At 69.9% G+C, this 14,103-nt stretch carries 15 protein-coding genes; 5 read left to right on the top strand and 10 right to left on the bottom strand.

Annotated elements, in window-relative coordinates; translation table 11 throughout:
• The first annotated feature begins 124 nt into the window (after nt 1-124).
• Nucleotides 125-430, top strand: coding sequence for a DUF6332 family protein (locus RPQ07_RS32330; RefSeq protein WP_413777796.1), 306 nt, complete (start codon nt 125-127; stop codon nt 428-430).
• On the opposite strand, the gene RPQ07_RS32325 is transcribed toward RPQ07_RS32330, so the two are convergent.
• The 3 genes from RPQ07_RS32325 to RPQ07_RS32315 form a co-directional block, all read right to left on the bottom strand.
• A complete protein-coding gene (locus tag RPQ07_RS32325) occupies nt 391-1,056 on the bottom strand; it encodes a response regulator transcription factor (RefSeq protein WP_313947763.1) in 666 nt (221 codons plus the stop codon). The genes RPQ07_RS32330 and RPQ07_RS32325 overlap by 40 nt on opposite strands.
• Nucleotides 1,053-2,297, bottom strand: a complete 1,245-nt coding sequence (locus RPQ07_RS32320; protein ID WP_313947762.1) for a sensor histidine kinase — start codon at nt 2,295-2,297, stop codon at nt 1,053-1,055. Before RPQ07_RS32320 ends, RPQ07_RS32325 begins: the two co-directional genes overlap by 4 nt.
• 206 nt (nt 2,298-2,503) lie before the next feature.
• Nucleotides 2,504-3,220 (bottom strand): TetR/AcrR family transcriptional regulator, encoded by a 717-nt coding sequence (locus tag RPQ07_RS32315; RefSeq protein ID WP_313947761.1) that lies wholly within the window; start codon nt 3,218-3,220, stop codon nt 2,504-2,506.
• A gap of 184 nt (nt 3,221-3,404) precedes the next feature.
• Here RPQ07_RS32315 and RPQ07_RS32310 point away from each other — a divergent pair, with 184 nt between their 5' ends.
• Nucleotides 3,405-3,854 (top strand): nitroreductase family deazaflavin-dependent oxidoreductase, encoded by a 450-nt coding sequence (locus RPQ07_RS32310; RefSeq protein WP_313947760.1) that lies wholly within the window; start codon nt 3,405-3,407, stop codon nt 3,852-3,854.
• A gap of 250 nt (nt 3,855-4,104) precedes the next feature.
• Here RPQ07_RS32310 and RPQ07_RS32305 read toward each other — a convergent pair whose 3' ends face one another.
• A complete protein-coding gene (locus tag RPQ07_RS32305) occupies nt 4,105-5,373 on the bottom strand; it encodes a geranylgeranyl reductase family protein (protein ID WP_313947759.1) in 1,269 nt (422 codons plus the stop codon).
• Between the two features lie 110 nt (nt 5,374-5,483).
• Here RPQ07_RS32305 and RPQ07_RS32300 point away from each other — a divergent pair, with 110 nt between their 5' ends.
• Complete coding sequence (locus RPQ07_RS32300; RefSeq protein ID WP_313947758.1) at nt 5,484-6,848, top strand: dipeptidase; 1,365 nt, start codon at nt 5,484-5,486, stop codon at nt 6,846-6,848.
• Between the two features lie 105 nt (nt 6,849-6,953).
• Here RPQ07_RS32300 and RPQ07_RS32295 read toward each other — a convergent pair whose 3' ends face one another.
• A complete protein-coding gene (locus RPQ07_RS32295; protein WP_313947757.1) occupies nt 6,954-7,988 on the bottom strand; it encodes an NUDIX hydrolase in 1,035 nt (344 codons plus the stop codon).
• 231 nt (nt 7,989-8,219) lie between these two features.
• Here RPQ07_RS32295 and RPQ07_RS32290 point away from each other — a divergent pair, with 231 nt between their 5' ends.
• Complete coding sequence (locus RPQ07_RS32290; protein WP_313947756.1) at nt 8,220-8,396, top strand: hypothetical protein; 177 nt, start codon at nt 8,220-8,222, stop codon at nt 8,394-8,396.
• Nucleotides 8,397-8,568: 172 nt separating this feature from the next.
• Here RPQ07_RS32290 and RPQ07_RS32285 read toward each other — a convergent pair whose 3' ends face one another.
• Complete coding sequence (locus RPQ07_RS32285; protein ID WP_313947755.1) at nt 8,569-9,171, bottom strand: hypothetical protein; 603 nt, start codon at nt 9,169-9,171, stop codon at nt 8,569-8,571.
• A 50-nt stretch (nt 9,172-9,221) separates the two neighbouring features.
• A complete protein-coding gene (locus RPQ07_RS32280) occupies nt 9,222-9,764 on the bottom strand; it encodes a hypothetical protein (protein WP_313947754.1) in 543 nt (180 codons plus the stop codon).
• A gap of 347 nt (nt 9,765-10,111) precedes the next feature.
• On the opposite strand from RPQ07_RS32280, the gene RPQ07_RS32275 reads away from it, so the two are divergent.
• Complete coding sequence (locus RPQ07_RS32275) at nt 10,112-10,666, top strand: PASTA domain-containing protein (protein WP_313947753.1); 555 nt, start codon at nt 10,112-10,114, stop codon at nt 10,664-10,666.
• 70 nt (nt 10,667-10,736) lie between these two features.
• On the opposite strand, the gene RPQ07_RS32270 is transcribed toward RPQ07_RS32275, so the two are convergent.
• Genes RPQ07_RS32270 through RPQ07_RS32260 form a run of 3 tightly spaced genes read right to left on the bottom strand, consistent with a single transcriptional unit; the run spans nt 10,737 to nt 13,893 of the window.
• Nucleotides 10,737-11,654, bottom strand: a complete 918-nt coding sequence (locus RPQ07_RS32270; protein WP_313947752.1) for a carbohydrate ABC transporter permease — start codon at nt 11,652-11,654, stop codon at nt 10,737-10,739.
• Nucleotides 11,651-12,565: a sugar ABC transporter permease gene (locus RPQ07_RS32265; RefSeq protein ID WP_313947751.1), complete on the bottom strand. Its 915-nt coding sequence runs from the start codon at nt 12,563-12,565 to the stop codon at nt 11,651-11,653. Before RPQ07_RS32265 ends, RPQ07_RS32270 begins: the two co-directional genes overlap by 4 nt.
• A gap of 32 nt (nt 12,566-12,597) precedes the next feature.
• Nucleotides 12,598-13,893: an ABC transporter substrate-binding protein gene (locus RPQ07_RS32260; RefSeq protein WP_313947750.1), complete on the bottom strand. Its 1,296-nt coding sequence runs from the start codon at nt 13,891-13,893 to the stop codon at nt 12,598-12,600.
• Between the last annotated feature and the right edge of the window lie 210 nt (nt 13,894-14,103).

The raw sequence follows: 14,103 nt of genomic DNA, 5'->3' as shown, positions 1-14,103 counted from the left end.
GGAGCGTCCGGCGAGGACCGGCGGACGCTTCCGGGGCGGCGGCGACCGACGCCGCCCTTCCACGGGGGAGACGGTGGCCGGTGGGCTCCTTGCCCGCCGGCCACCGTCCTGTGACACTTCGGACATGGAGCCGGAGGGGGCGGGCGTGCCGAACAAGAGACGGCGGACACAGGCGGACCGTGACGCGATCACGGTCGAGATCGGCTATGCGCTGTTGAGTGCGGTGCTCGTCGCCGCGGTGGTCTTCGGCGTGATCGCCGGACCCAAGGCCATGTTCACGATGCCGTACGCCGTCGAACACGGTCTGCTCCTCGCCGGCGCCGCCGCTGCCGCCATCGCCTTCGTCCTGCGGCTGGTGACCGTGCTGTGGCGGTTCTCGACCGCGCCTGCTCAGCCCAGCCAGCCGGGCCGCACCAACCCCGACTCATAGGCCAGGACGACGAGTTGGGCCCGATCGCGGGCCCCCAGCTTCACCATCGTGCGGCTGACGTGCGTCTTGGCCGTCAGAGGACTGACGACCAGCCGGCGCGCGATCTCCTCGTTCGACAGGCCGATACCGACCAGGGCCATCACCTCGCGTTCGCGCTCGGTGAGTTCACCGAGGCCCTCCGCGTCCTTCGGCTCCTTGGAACGGGCCGCGAACTCCGCGATCAGACGCCGCGTCACCCCGGGCGACAGCAGGGCGTCGCCGGCCACCACCGCCCGTACCGCGCGCAGCAGTTCCTCCGGTTCGGTGTCCTTCACCAGAAAGCCCGAGGCGCCGGCGCGGATCGCCTCGAAGACGTACTCGTCGAGCTCGAAGGTGGTCAGCATGACGACCTTCACGTCGTGGAGCCGCTCGTCGCCGGTGATCCTGCGGGTGGCCGCGAGCCCGTCGAGCAGGGGCATCCGGATGTCCATCAGCACGACGTCCGGGGTCAGTTCGCGCACCAGCCGCACCGCCTCCTCGCCGTCGGCGGCCTCACCGGCCACCTCGATGTCCTGCTGGGCGTCCAGCAGGGCCCTGAACCCGGCTCGGACCAACAGCTGGTCATCGGCGAGCAGTACGCGGATCACATCGTCTCCTTCGGCTGCACGGGAAGGACGGCCCGGACGCGGAACCCGCCGTCGGCGCGCGGACCCGCCTCGATCGTGCCACCCAGCGCGGCGGCCCGCTCCCGCATTCCCGCCAGCCCGTTGCCGCTCCCGCCTGCCTCGGAGCCGGTGGCCGGTCCGTCGTCGTCGATGCGGAGGTCGAGCCGGCCGGGCGCGTAGGCGATCCGCACCCGCGCGGCGCGCGAACCCGAGTGCCGCACCACGTTGGTGAGGCCTTCCTGCACGATCCGGAAGGCCGCGAGATCAGTACCGGGCGACAGCGGGATCGGCGTCCCCTCCGTCTCGATCTCCACGGTGAGGCCGGCGCTCGCGGCCTGGTCGACGAGTTCGGGGAGCCGGTCGAGTCCCGGAGCCGGTGCACGCGGGGCGTCTCCGGGCGTACGCAGCGTGTCCAGCACCTGACGGACCTCGCCCAACGCCTCCTTGCTGGCCGCCTTGATGGTGGTGAGTGCGGTCCGTGCCTGCTCGGGGTCGGAGTCGAGGAGCGCGAGACCGACACCCGCCTGGACGTTGATGACCGAGATCGAGTGCGCGAGCACGTCGTGCAGTTCGCGCGCGATGCGCAGCCGCTCCTCGTCGGCGCGGCGCTTCTCGGCGGCCGCCCGCTCCACGCGCTCGCGTGCCCAGACCTCGCGCCGGACGCGGACGAGCTCCGAGGCGGCGAGGATAGCCACCACCCAGGCGGCGATCACCAGTTCCTGCCCCCACGGCGCCGCGTCGTCCTTGCCCGGGGGCAGATACCGGTAGAGCCAGTGCGCGACGAGCAGATGCCCGGCCCACAGCCCTCCGACGGCCCACCAGGCCGCACGCCGGTGGCCGGAGGTCACCGCGGCGAAGGCGCCGACCGCGACGGAGATGAAGACCGGTCCGTACGGGTAGCCCAAAGCGAAGTAGACGAGGGTGACGGCGCAGACGCCGAAGACGGAGACGACGGGCCACCGGTTGCGGAGCAGCAGGACGGCCGGGCCCGCGAGCAGGAGGACGCGTGCGAGCGCGTCGAGACTCACCCGGTCCGGCTGGCCCATCGCGGCGTAACGCGAGCCGACGAACACGAAGACGGCGAGGGCCAGCGTCGACGGCCAGGGAATCACCTGGGCGTTGCGACGCGCCTCCCACAGACGCAATGGTGGTGGCGGTTCTCCCCCCGGACGCCGCACCCAGGGGGGACCGCCGCCCCGGGCACGCGTGTGCTGCTCATCCATACGGCCACGCTAGACGCGCACCGGGCCGCGGGGCGTCAGCCGGGCGTGGCGATCAGGAGTACTCCCTGTGGAGTACGGGAGGCGAGGGCGGGGCTTGTGGGTGGGGCGGGGGTGGGGGCGGGGGCGGGGGCGGTACGTGGCTCGGCGCCGGGCGCGCGCTCCCCGCAAGCCGCGCCGAGGCCGACGTCGGCCCGCCCGCGTCAGGATCAGGCTCCGGCGACCCGCGGGCTCCGCAGTCCGACTTCGTGCGCGAGGCGGGCCGCCGTGTGGGCGAAGAAGACGTCGCGTTCCTCGACGACACGGTTGAACTGGCCGAAGAGCTCGAAGGAGATGAGCCCGAACAGCTGGGACCAGGAGGCGACGAGGGCCACGACGACGGGCGCCGGCAGATCGGGGGCGATGTCGGCGGTGAGCCGGTCGGCCTCGGCGCGCAGCGCCTCCTCCAGCGGCGGGAGCGCCAGACCGTCGGCGCGGTGGGCGTCACGGGCGACCGAGATCAGGGCGAGGCCGACGCGGGACGCGGGTCCGACGGTGTCCATGGGCGCGCTGTAGCCGGGCACCGGCGAGCCGTAGATCAGGGCGTACTCATGGGGGTGGTCGAGCGCCCACGTACGGATGGCGGAGCAGACCGCGGTCCAGCGGGCGACGGGGTGGGCCGGGCCGGCGGCGGACGCACCGGCGAGCGCCGCCTCGGCGGCGGCACCCACCGCGTCGTAGGCGTCCACGATCAGGGCGGTCAGGAGATCGTCGCGACTCGGGAAGTACCGGTAGAGGGCGGAGGAAACCATGCCCAGCTCACGGGCGACGGCGCGCAGCGACAGCTTCGAGGCGCCCTCGGCCGCGAGCTGCTTGCGCGCCTCGTCCTTGATGGCGGCGGTCACTTCGATACGGGCTCGTTCCCTGGCCCCACGGATCGTGGTCATGGGGCGCAGTCTCTCACGGTTCGGAGCACCGCACTATTCCGAGAGCGCTGATCTGAATGGCGGGTCGTCGCCACTTTTGAGAGCACTGCTCTTGCTTTGGATCGCCTCACGGGTGCACACTGCTCTTAAGCGAGAGCAGTGCTCTCGATACCGAGCACCACACCATGCGAACCCGAGGACCGTCATGTCGCAGACGCACTACATCAAGCCCGGCCGCCTCGACACCATCGTCAACGGCTCGATCGCCTGGCTCGCCCGCCGGGGCATCAGCCTCATGGGCACCGCGGAGCTCTCCGTCCGCGGCCGTACGAGCGGTGAATGGAGAAGCATCCCGGTCAACCCCCTCCCCTACGAGGGCGGGCCCTATCTGATCTCCGCCCGCGGCCACTCGCAGTGGGTGCGCAATCTGCGGGCCGCCGGCGGTGGCCGCCTGCAGCTCGGCCGCAAGACCCAGCACTTCACCGCCGTCGAGCTCGCCGACGAGGAGAAGCCCACCCTGCTCCGTACGTACCTCGAGCGCTGGGGCTGGGAGGTCGGGCGCTTCTTCGGCGACGTGAACGCCAAGTCCACGGACGAGGAGCTGCTCGCCGCGGCCCACAAGCACCCGGTCTTCCGGCTCACCGTGACCGACTGAGCCGGTGCGCCCCCGTCGGGACCGGAGTTCGCGTGCCGCGTCCGCCCGCGCTAGGACCACAGAACCGGCGCTCCGGCGCACCACCGGCGCCGGCTCGAACACCGTCAGAACCCGGGCGCGGCCCCGCCGGGACGCGGCACCGCCGGAACCCCAACCGCGGCACCGCCTAACTCGGCCGCCGTACCGCCACAGCCCACCAACGCCGGAACCCGGTCGCCGCACCGTTCAGAGCCCACCAACGCCGGAGCCGTCAGCCCCCGCGCCGGTCCAGCGCCTCCAGCGCCCGCCGGGCCATCCCGTTCGTCCGCACGATGCCGGCGAGCGTCGTCGAACCGCGGGTGATGTCCGCGAACGCCTTCCACGCCGGACGGAAGCCGCTGATGGCCGCGTGCAGCAGCCCGGGACGGCGCTCGAAGATCTTCAGCATGAGCCGTCCGACGCCCATCTCGACACCGAGACCGGCCTTGATCGCGAAGGCGTAGTTCAGCGCCTGGCGGCGGGCGTCCACGGCGTCGTGGGCCTCCGAGATCCGTACCGCCCACTCCCCCGCGAGCCGGCCCGAGCGCAGCGCGAAGGAGATCCCCTCGCGGGTCCACGGCTCCAGCAGCCCTGCCGCGTCGCCGCACACCAGCACCCGGCCCCGGGACAGCGGTGAGTCGTCGCTGCGGCACCGGGTGAGGTGTCCGGAGGAGATCGAGGGTTCGAAGCCGGCGAGTCCCAGCCGGGCGATGAAGTCCTCCAGATAGCGCTTGGTCGCCGCGCCCTCTCCGCGAGCCGAGATCACGCCGACGGTGAGCGTCTCCCCCTTGGGGAACACCCAGCCGTAGCTCCCCGGCATCGGGCCCCAGTCGATGAGCACCCGGCCCGCCCAGTCCTCCGCCACCGACGCGGGCACCGGGATCTCCGCCTCCAGGCCGAGATCCACCTGGTCGAGCTTCACACCGACATGCGCCCCTATGCGGCTGGCGCTGCCGTCGGCTCCCACGACCGCGCGGGTCAGGACGGTCTCGCCGTCCGACGTGACCACGGCGACCGTGCGCCGGTCGGGGACCGCGGGCCCGTGCTGCTCGACGCGGGAGACGGTGACGCCCGTGCGCAGAATCGCGCCCGCCTTCTGCGCCTGCTCGACGAGTCCGGCGTCGAACTCCGGCCGGTTGATCAGCCCGAAGAGCATCCTCCGGGACCGGCGCGTACGCGCCAGCTTGCCGTTCATCGAGAAGGTGACCGCGTGCACCCGGTCGAGCAGAGGCAGCTCGAAGCCGGGCGGCAGGCTGTCGCGCGAGGGGCCGATGATGCCGCCGCCGCAGGTCTTGTAGCGCGGCAGTTCGGCCTTCTCCAGCAGCAGCACCTGACGGCCGGCCACCGCCGCCGCGTATGCCGCCGATGCCCCCGCGGGCCCGGCGCCGACGACGACCACGTCCCACACCGTCTCGTCGTGCTCCTGTGCTTCCCCTGCCCCGGTGACACCGTTCTCGCTGCTCACGATGTGGTTCTGCTCCCGATCCGACGCGTGCCCCATGCTCTCGACGGCATCCTACGGCGCGGTCACCCCACCACCGCTGTGGGAGGATCGGCCACGCATTTGCCGTACACACAGCACACAACGTCGCACCCACGAGGAGCGTGCCCATGACCGCCGATCCGATAGCCGAGACCGTCGCATCCCTGCTGCCCCGCGCCAAGGCGGAGCTCACGGAGCTGGTGGCCTTCCCGTCGGTGGCGGATCCCGCGCAGTTCCCCCGGAGCGGGTGCGAGGCCGCGGCGAACTGGTGCGCCGACGCCCTGCGGTCCGAGGGTTTCCAGGACGTCGCCGTGCTCGACACCCCCGACGGCACCCAGTCGGTGTACGGGTACCTGCCCGGCCCGGCCGGTGCGCCCACCGTCCTGCTGTACGCGCACTACGACGTCCAGCCGCCGCTGGACCTCGACGCCTGGGTGACCCCGCCCTTCGAGCTGACCGAGCGCGACGGCCGCTGGTTCGGCCGCGGTGCCGCCGACTGCAAGGGCGGCTTCATCATGCATCTCCTCGCCCTGCGCGCCCTCAAGGCGAACGGCGGGGTGCCGGTGAACATCAAGGTGATCGTCGAGGGTTCGGAGGAGCAGGGCACGGGCGGGCTGGAGCAGTACGCCGAGGCTCACCCCGAGCTGCTGAGCGCCGACACCATCGTCATCGGCGACGCCGGCAACTTCCGTCTGGGGCTGCCGACGGTGACCGCCACCCTGCGCGGCATGACCCTGGTGCGTGTCCAGGTCGACACCCTCGAAGGCAATCTGCACTCCGGCCAGTTCGGCGGCGCCGCCCCGGACGCCCTGGCCGCGCTCATCCGCGTGCTGGACTCGCTGCGCGCCGAGGACGGCTCGACGACGGTGGACGGTCTGGCCGGCGAGGCGACGTGGGAGGGGCTTCAGTATCCGGAGGCCGACTTCCGCCGGGACGCCAAGGTGCTGGACGGCGTCGGGCTGATCGGTTCCGGATCGGTCGCGGACCGCATCTGGGCGCGCCCGGCCGTCACCGTCCTCGGCATCGACTGCCCGCCCGTCGTGGGCGCGACGCCGTCCGTGCAGGCGGGTGCTCGCGCGCTGATCAGTCTGCGGGTGCCGCCGGGCCAGGACGCGGCGCAGGCGACGAAGCTGCTGGCCGCGCATCTGGAGGCGCACACACCGTGGGGTGCGCGGGTCGTCGTGGAGCAGACCGGTCAGGGCCAGGCCTTCCAGGCGGACGTCTCCAGCCCGGCGTACGCGGCGATGGCCGACGCGATGCGGCTCGCCTACCCGGGTGAGGAGATGCAGACCGCCGGCATGGGCGGCTCCATCCCGCTCTGCAACACGCTCGCCGCGCTGTACCCGGAGTCGGAGATCCTGCTGATCGGGCTCAGCGAGCCGGAGGCGCAGATCCACGCGGTGAACGAGTCCGTGTCGCCCGAGGAACTGGAGCGGCTGTCCGTCGCCGAGGCGCACTTCCTCGTCAACTACGCGGCGTCCAAGCAGGGCTGAGCCGGCGGGATCCGGCGGCTTCCGCACGCAGCGAAGCCGCCGGGTCCCCGGTGCCGCACTCCCGTGTCGCACTCCTGTGCCGCGCCGCAGGAGCCGTGCGGAAGATCAGCCGACGGGAACGCCGGCTTCCAGGTTCAGCACCGTCCCCCGCTCGCGCGCCCGCAGGGCCCAGCGCAGCCGCTCGTAACGAGTGGGCGGCAGCAGGTGGGCGGCCTCCTGTTCGCCCACGAAGCGCCAGCCGCGCAGCTCGGACCCCGGCAGCAGGACCCGTCCGGCCACCCGGCCCTGCAGCCGTCCGCCGTCGAAGAGCAGCCGCAGCCCGCCGTATCCGGGCGGCCTCGGCGGCTCCCAGTCGACCACCAGCAGGCTGGGCACCCGGTCGAGTTGGATGCCGAGCTCTTCCTCGACCTCGCGCATCCCGGCCTGCGCGGGAGCCTCGCCGCGCTCCACGACACCGCCGGGGAACTCCCAGCCCGGCTTGTAGGTGGGGTCGACGAGGAGCACCCGGTCCTCCTCGTCGAAGAGCAGCACACCGGCGGCCAGCGTCTCGGCTGTCGGTTCCGGGGTCTGCACGATCTCGCAGACCGGGGCCTCACCGCTGCTGACCGCGTCGGCGATCCGCTGCGCCGTGCTGCGGGGGTCAAGGCTGCCGTTGTCGACGACCAGCGCGTCCTCGCGGATCCAGTCGAGGGCCGCGAGGTACGGCTCGATGTGGTCGAGGGCCCACTGACGGACCCGCTGCTCGGCATCCGGTATGTCCGGCTCCTCGCGGGTGGCTATCCGCTCGCGCAGGATCGTTTCATCCGGGCGGAGAAGCACATGCCGGACCGGGATCCGACGGGACGCGAGGCCGCCGAAGATCTCGTCGCGGTACTCCTGCCGCAGGAGCGTCATGGGCACCACGAGAACACCGCCGAGCTCGGCGAGCACGGCCGCCGCGGTGTCCACGACGAGCCGCCGCCAGATCGGCAGGTCCTGGTAGTCGCTCACCTCGGCGAGCCGCTTCGGCGGCAGCAGCCGGCGGAGTCCGCCGCCGGTGAGTTCGGGGTCGTACAGCGTGCTGTTCGGGATCAGGTCGATCAGTTCGCGCGCGGTGGTGGTCTTGCCCGCTCCGAACGCACCGTTGACCCAGACGATCACGGTTCCCCCTCTTCCGTAGCCCACTGTGGATTGCCCGCAACACCCTGCCACGGAAACCCGTGGGGGGAACCGGGAGCCTGATCGCGGACGCAACTGTGTCCGTGCTGTTGCCCATTCGCGGCCACCGCACGACGGCGGGCCGCGTCTCACCCTACGAAGCGAAAGCTGCGCCCGGCCGTGACATGGGGCGGCGGAGCGTCGTTGGAGCTGCAGAGACAGAGGGGGTGCGCGATGCGCCGTACGGTACTGGAGTGGTTCCCCGCCGGGGGCCCGCGAGGCAGCTGGCCCGCGGAGGAGTTCGCCCGCCAGCGCCGTGACGAGGGCCAGCCGGCCGAGGTCGTGATGGACCTCGAGTCGGACGCGTTCCTGGTGATCGTGACCCAGCACTCCGCGGACGCGGTGACCTGACGGGTGGTCGTGACCCTGTCGCTGCGGCGGCGGGGCGCGCTCTGCATCGCGCCTGCAGCGCGAGCGGATGCCCAGGGTGGCCTCTTCGCCCGGCAGTCGGCCGTGCCGACCGCTCAGCGGGACACGCAGACGCGGCCCCAGCCGCAAGCCGGGGCCGCGATGCGCGGTGAGATCAGAAGTTGCCGTTGGAGATCATGTCTCCGTCGGAGCCGTACACGGTCACCAACCCGTTCTCGGAGTCCTTCCAGTCGGCGAACGCCGAGGCGATCAGCTTGGCCTGGTTCTGGTCCTTGCTCATGAATCCGCCGGTGAAGTCGGTGTACACGTCGACCGAGTCGAGGATGTCGTTCTGCTCCTCGGCGCCCTGCACCTTGGTCACGTGTTTGACGGCGGTCTGCTCGGTCGGGGTGCCGTTCTTGGCGACGAACGCCTTGAACTCCTCAGCCGAAGTGAGCTTCTTCTTCTCCGGCTCGGCCGGTGCCTTCTTCTCCGCGGGCTTCTGAGCGGGCTCGTCGGCCGGCTTGGCGTCCGCGTCCGGATCCTCGGCCGGGGCGACCGCCGCCCTGTCGGACGTCTTCCCCGCGTCCGCCTTGTCCTCCCCACCGCCCACAAGGGCGCCGAGGGCGATGAGGAAGACGAACAGTCCGCCGACGACGATGCCGACGATCGCCCAGGCGGACATGCCCTTCTTCGGCGGGGGTGGCGGCTGGTACGGCGCCGGGCCGCCCGGGTACGCCTGATGGGGCTGGGCGTTGTACGGGTACTGCTGGGACACGGTTGGTTCTTTTTCTGGTGACCGGAAGGTGGTGCAGAACGGGTGCGGGGCTAGCCGAGGGAGCCGGCAAAGCTGCCGGCGCGGGCATCAGCGGCAGAGAGCTGGATCTTCCCTCGGTGTGAGATCTCGACCTGATAGAAGTCGTGGCCACCTGGCACGGCCTCGACCGCGATCTGGTAGGTGCAGGTGCCGGCCGTCTTGTCGTGCGTGGAGATGAACAGCCCGCTGGACCCGATGACGGCACCGGCGGCGTCGTACACGGTGACGGACGTCCCCATGCCGATGTCGTCGTAGCCGCCGGACCCCTTGCAGCTCGTGGCGCCGTCGCTGATCACGCCATCGGTCAGGACGAACGTGCCGGTCAGGTCGAACGGTTCGCTGCCGACTGCTGCCGTGGTCGCGCTGGCCGCCGCTGAGACTGTCGTCGTCTCCTTGCTGTCGCTGGTGGCGCTTGTGGCCCACCAGGCAGCGCCGACGATCCCGGCACCGGCAGAAAAGCCGATGAGGGCGACGGTGAGGGTGTGGCTCCAGCGGGAGCGGGCCGCCGGCGCCGTGGGCGGCTGCGAGGGCGGCGGTGGGTAGGTCTCGCTCATGATGTCCCCTCAACATGGTTCTGCGGCGGATTGTGGGGGTGAGCGAATCTATCGGCAAAGATGAGGGCTGCGTCGGCTTTTCAACTAAATGCGAGGGACGCTCCGGCCGAACCGGCGGTTGCACTGGGGGATTCGGCAGCCGGCCTTGTCGGGGACGCCCTCGTAGCCGGTGTGCACAGCCGACCCGAGGCCTGAGTCTTCGCGAACCCGAGCAGCCCCGAAGCCCGCACCCACCCCTCCCCTATGACGATCGGTCACAGGTTCGTCACTAACGGAACCCCTGCTTCACATCGGCCGGAACCGGACCGCTACGGTCAAGTCTCCACGAAGCATCCTTGGGGGGATCAATGACCTGGAACCAGCAGCCGACCGCCCCGTATCAGGCGGTGGCGCCGGCGCCCAAGCCCGGTTGGGCACGTAAACGCGTCGTCATTCCGTCCGCCGTCGGGCTGTTCTTCTTCGGCGTCGTCGTCGGCTCGGCGGGCGGCGAGACCAGGACGACCACCACGGCCGCGAATCCCGCGCCGACGGTGACCGCCACCGTGACGGCGAAGGCCGCGGAACCGGCGGTCGCCGAGCCGGAGGCGCCCGCCGCGAAGACCGCGGCGCCGAAGACGACGGCGCCGAAGCCCGCCGTCGCTCCCCCGGACGCCAAGGCGCCCGCCGACGAGCGGGCCAAGGTCCTGGACTTCGTCGGCATGGGCCTCCAGGAGGCCCAAGACTCCGCCCAGGCGGAGGGCTTCTTCATCCTGACGTCCCACGACAGCACCGGGGCCGGCCGGATGCAGGTCTTCGACCGGAACTGGAAGGTGTGCTCGCAGAGCGTCGCGGCGGGCAGGACCGTCGACGTCGGTACCGAACTGGACTTCGGCACGGTCAAGTTGAGCGAGTCCTGCCCCTGACCGGACGGACGCGGACGCCCCCGCCGGTCACCGGCGGGGGCGTCGGGCTGCGGGTCGGCCGACGGGCGGGTCAGCCCTTGCTGGACCCGAGTGTCAGTCCCGCGATGAAGTGCCGCTGGAGCAGCAGGAAGACGATCAGCGTGGGCAGCGCCACGATCACCGAACCCGCGGCCAGCAGGTTGTAGTCCGTGAAGAACTGCCCGCGCAGGTTGTTCAGCGCCGAGGTGATCGGGAGCTTGTCGCCGTCGGAGATGAAGACCAGCGCCCACAGGAAGTCGTTGTACATCCAGGTGAACTGGAGTGTGCCGAGGGCCGCGAGGGCCGGCCTGCACAGCGGGAGTGTGACGCGCCAGTACTGCGTCCACACACTCGCCCCGTCCACGATCGCCGCTTCGAGGATCTCCTTCGGCAGCGTGCGCATGAAGTTCGCGAGGACGAAGACGCAGAAGCCGATCTGGAATCCGACCTGGACGGAGACGACGGCCCAGTACGAGTCGAACATCGTCATCGAGTCCGACATCCAGTAGGGCAGCGGGATGCGGTTGAACATCACGTACAGCGGCGTGACGATGACCTGCTGCGGCAGCAGGTTACCCGCGGTGAACAGCATCAGCAGCACGATCGAGCCGCGCATGTTCAGGCGCGCCACGGCGAAGGCCACGAAGGAGGCGAAGAAGAGGGTGACGATCACTCCGGGCACCGCGATGATCAGGGTGTTGATGAAGTACTTCGTCATCCCCGAGTCGCTGAAGGCCTGTTGGTAGTAGTCGAACGAGAGCTTCTTCGGCAGCGAGAAGTACCCGTGCTGCGAGGTCTCGTCGTACGGCCTCAGTGAGGCGTAGACCGCGAGCAGCAGCGGTGCGAGGAAGGCCAGCGAGACCGTCATCAGGAACGCGTGCACGCCGAGCCGGCCGGGACGGATCCGGCGCCTGCGGGGCGCGGCGCTCTCGGTCCGGGCGGTGGCGGGCGCAGGGGCGGTGTCGATCATCGGTTCTTCTCCCCACGGATCTCCTGGACCAGGAACGTCACGACGAATCCCATGGAGAACAGCAGCAGCACCACGGCGATGGCGGAGCCGAACCCGATCCGGCTGGCCTCGCCGATGATGTTGTCGGTGACGAGTACGGACAGCAGCTCCAGGCCGTTGCGGCCCTTGTTGACGGCGTAGACGATGTCGAAGGCGCGCAGGGCCTCGATCACGGTGATCACGCCGACGATCACGTTGACGGGTCGGAGCGTCGGGAAGACGACGCGGAAGAACGTCTGCGCCTCACCGGCACCGTCGATCGACGCCGCCTCCTTGAGCGAGGGATCGACCGCCTTCAAGCCGGCCAGGTACAGGATCATCACGTAGCCGGTGTGCCGCCAGGCCGCCGCCAGCAGGATCATCCAGATGTTCAGGTCCGGGTCGCCGAGCCAGTCCGTCGGGTTGTCGGTGTTCGCGAGGATCGCGTTGAGTGCGCCCTGGTCGCGGGAGAAGACCAGTTGGGCGATGAATCCGACGACGGCGAGCGAGAGCACCACCGGCATGTACAGCGTGGACTGGTAGAACCTGCTGAACCGCACCCCCCGGTCGATGAGGACGGCCAGCAGCAGTCCGAACGGGGTGGCGACCAGCCCGAGGAAGGCAAGCCAGAGCAGATTGTGGCGCGCGGCAGGCCAGAAGGCGGGGTAGTTCGTGAACAGGTTCTCGTAGTTCTTCGTGCCGACCCACGAGATGTCCCCGATGCCGTCCCAGCTGGTGAAGGACAGCACGACGGAGGCCAGCGTCGGCCCCCAGACAATGGCCACGTCGAGCAGGATCGGTATGCCCAGTAGCACGCCCATCACGGCGAGGTCGCGGCGGGTGAAGCGCCGCGGCCCTCGTCGTACGGCGCGCCGCGGAGTGTTCAGCGGCACGGGTGATGGCTCCAAGTAGAGATGGTGGGGGGTCAGCCTTCGGAGGCGAAAATGCTCTTCTTCTGCCGCTCGATGCTGTTGACCAACCCGTCCACGTCCTTCGGCTTGTTGATGAAGGTCTGAATGGCCGGGATCATCACCGTCGAGGAGAAGTCGGGCCGGGTGTCGCGGTCCAGGAACTGCGAGATCTGCTTGGCGCCGGAGACGAGTTCGACGGCCTTCTTCTGGATGTCGGTGTACCGGGAGATGTCGGCCTGGTCGTTGACCGCGATGTTGTTGGGGTCACTGGCGAGGTAGATGTCCTCGGCCTTGCCCGTGGCCAGCCACTTCAGCAGGTCCTTCGCACTCTCCATGGTCTGGTCGTTCTTGAGGTTCTTGGACTTCTTCGCCAGCAGGAAGCCGTCGATGGGGGCCTCGACCGCGTCCTGACCGTGCTCCGGGTTGATCTCCGGGAACGGGAAGAAGTCGATGTCGGCCTGCTCCGCCTTCGGGAACTGGGCGCCGGGGTGCGGGAGTCCGAACACCGCCATGCCCGTCTCCTTCTTCTGGAGGCTGGTGGCGGCTTCCTGCCAGGTACGGCCGTTGGCCGCGGGCTGGCAGTACGGAAGAAGGCTGCGCCAGGTGTCGAAGACGTCCTTGACGCGCTTGTCGGTCCACGCCTCCTTGCCGGCCATCAGGCTCTTGTGGAACTCGTAGCCGTTGGTCCGCATGTTGATGTAGTCGAACGTGCCCATCGCCGGCCAGCCGTCCTTGTCGCAGAAGGCGATGGGAACGAGCTTGTCCTTCTGCATCTGCTTGGCGAGGGCTATGTACTCGTCGAGGGTCTTGGGCGCCGTGTAGCCGAACTGCTGGAAGACGCTCTTCCGGTGGAAGACCGCCCACGGGTAGTAGTAGTACGGCGTGAGGTACTGCTTGCCGTCCTCGCCCGTCGACTGGGCCTTCAGCGCCGCCGAGAAGCCCTGGTAGCCCTCCCAGTTGTCGCTGATGTCGTGCAGGAGGCCCTTCTTCGCGAAGAACTGCATGCGGTAGCCCGCGAACCACATGAAGACATCGTCCGGCTTGCCCTGCAGATAGCGGTTGATGTTCTCCTGGAAGGTGTTGTGGTCAACGGTGTTGACCTTGATCTTCCGCTTCTCCTTGGACTGCTTCTCGTACGCGGCGAACGCGTCCGCGAAGGCCTTCTTCGGCACGGGGTCGGACGAATTGGATCCCATGGTGACGGTCTTGCCGTCCCCGCCCGGACCACTGCCGCACGCGGCGAGCAGTGAGGGCAGCGCGATCGCACCCGCACCCGCCGCGGCGCCGCGCAGCAGGTTCCGTCGGGACATCCGATGTCCTGCCACGCTCCCGGGTGCCGCTGAACTGTTGAACGATGACTGCGCCATGTCCCCTCCTTCGGGGTGCAACCCAACACAACTCAACGCGAGGATTGGATCTCACTCCCAGAAAAGGGTGTCGTCAAGGGTTTTGACGCGAGATCGTGCAACCGTTACCGCATCTCTTCCAACAGACTCCAACAGGCCCTACCGTAAACGCTC

Origin of the sequence: Streptomyces sp. AM8-1-1, from assembly GCF_032229325.1 — a bacterium.
Taxonomy (GTDB): Bacteria; Actinomycetota; Actinomycetes; order Streptomycetales; family Streptomycetaceae; genus Streptomyces; species Streptomyces achmelvichensis.
This window is presented reverse-complemented; position numbering and strand designations above follow the sequence as displayed.

Excerpts from the sequence above, each read along its gene's own strand:
- RPQ07_RS32330 (WP_413777796.1), top strand. The coding sequence starts at position 125 with ATGGAGCCGGAGGGGGCGGGCGTGCCGAACAAGAGACGGCGGACACAG.
- RPQ07_RS32320 (WP_313947762.1), bottom strand. The coding sequence starts at position 2,297 with ATGGATGAGCAGCACACGCGTGCCCGGGGCGGCGGTCCCCCCTGGGTG.
- RPQ07_RS32315 (WP_313947761.1), bottom strand. The coding sequence starts at position 3,220 with ATGACCACGATCCGTGGGGCCAGGGAACGAGCCCGTATCGAAGTGACC.
- RPQ07_RS32310 (WP_313947760.1), top strand. The coding sequence starts at position 3,405 with ATGTCGCAGACGCACTACATCAAGCCCGGCCGCCTCGACACCATCGTC.
- RPQ07_RS32305 (WP_313947759.1), bottom strand. The coding sequence starts at position 5,373 with ATGGGGCACGCGTCGGATCGGGAGCAGAACCACATCGTGAGCAGCGAG.
- RPQ07_RS32300 (WP_313947758.1), top strand. The coding sequence starts at position 5,484 with ATGACCGCCGATCCGATAGCCGAGACCGTCGCATCCCTGCTGCCCCGC.
- RPQ07_RS32290 (WP_313947756.1), top strand. The coding sequence starts at position 8,220 with ATGCGCCGTACGGTACTGGAGTGGTTCCCCGCCGGGGGCCCGCGAGGC.
- RPQ07_RS32280 (WP_313947754.1), bottom strand. The coding sequence starts at position 9,764 with ATGAGCGAGACCTACCCACCGCCGCCCTCGCAGCCGCCCACGGCGCCG.
- RPQ07_RS32275 (WP_313947753.1), top strand. The coding sequence starts at position 10,112 with ATGACCTGGAACCAGCAGCCGACCGCCCCGTATCAGGCGGTGGCGCCG.
- RPQ07_RS32270 (WP_313947752.1), bottom strand. The coding sequence starts at position 11,654 with ATGATCGACACCGCCCCTGCGCCCGCCACCGCCCGGACCGAGAGCGCC.
- RPQ07_RS32260 (WP_313947750.1), bottom strand. The coding sequence starts at position 13,893 with ATGTCCCGACGGAACCTGCTGCGCGGCGCCGCGGCGGGTGCGGGTGCG.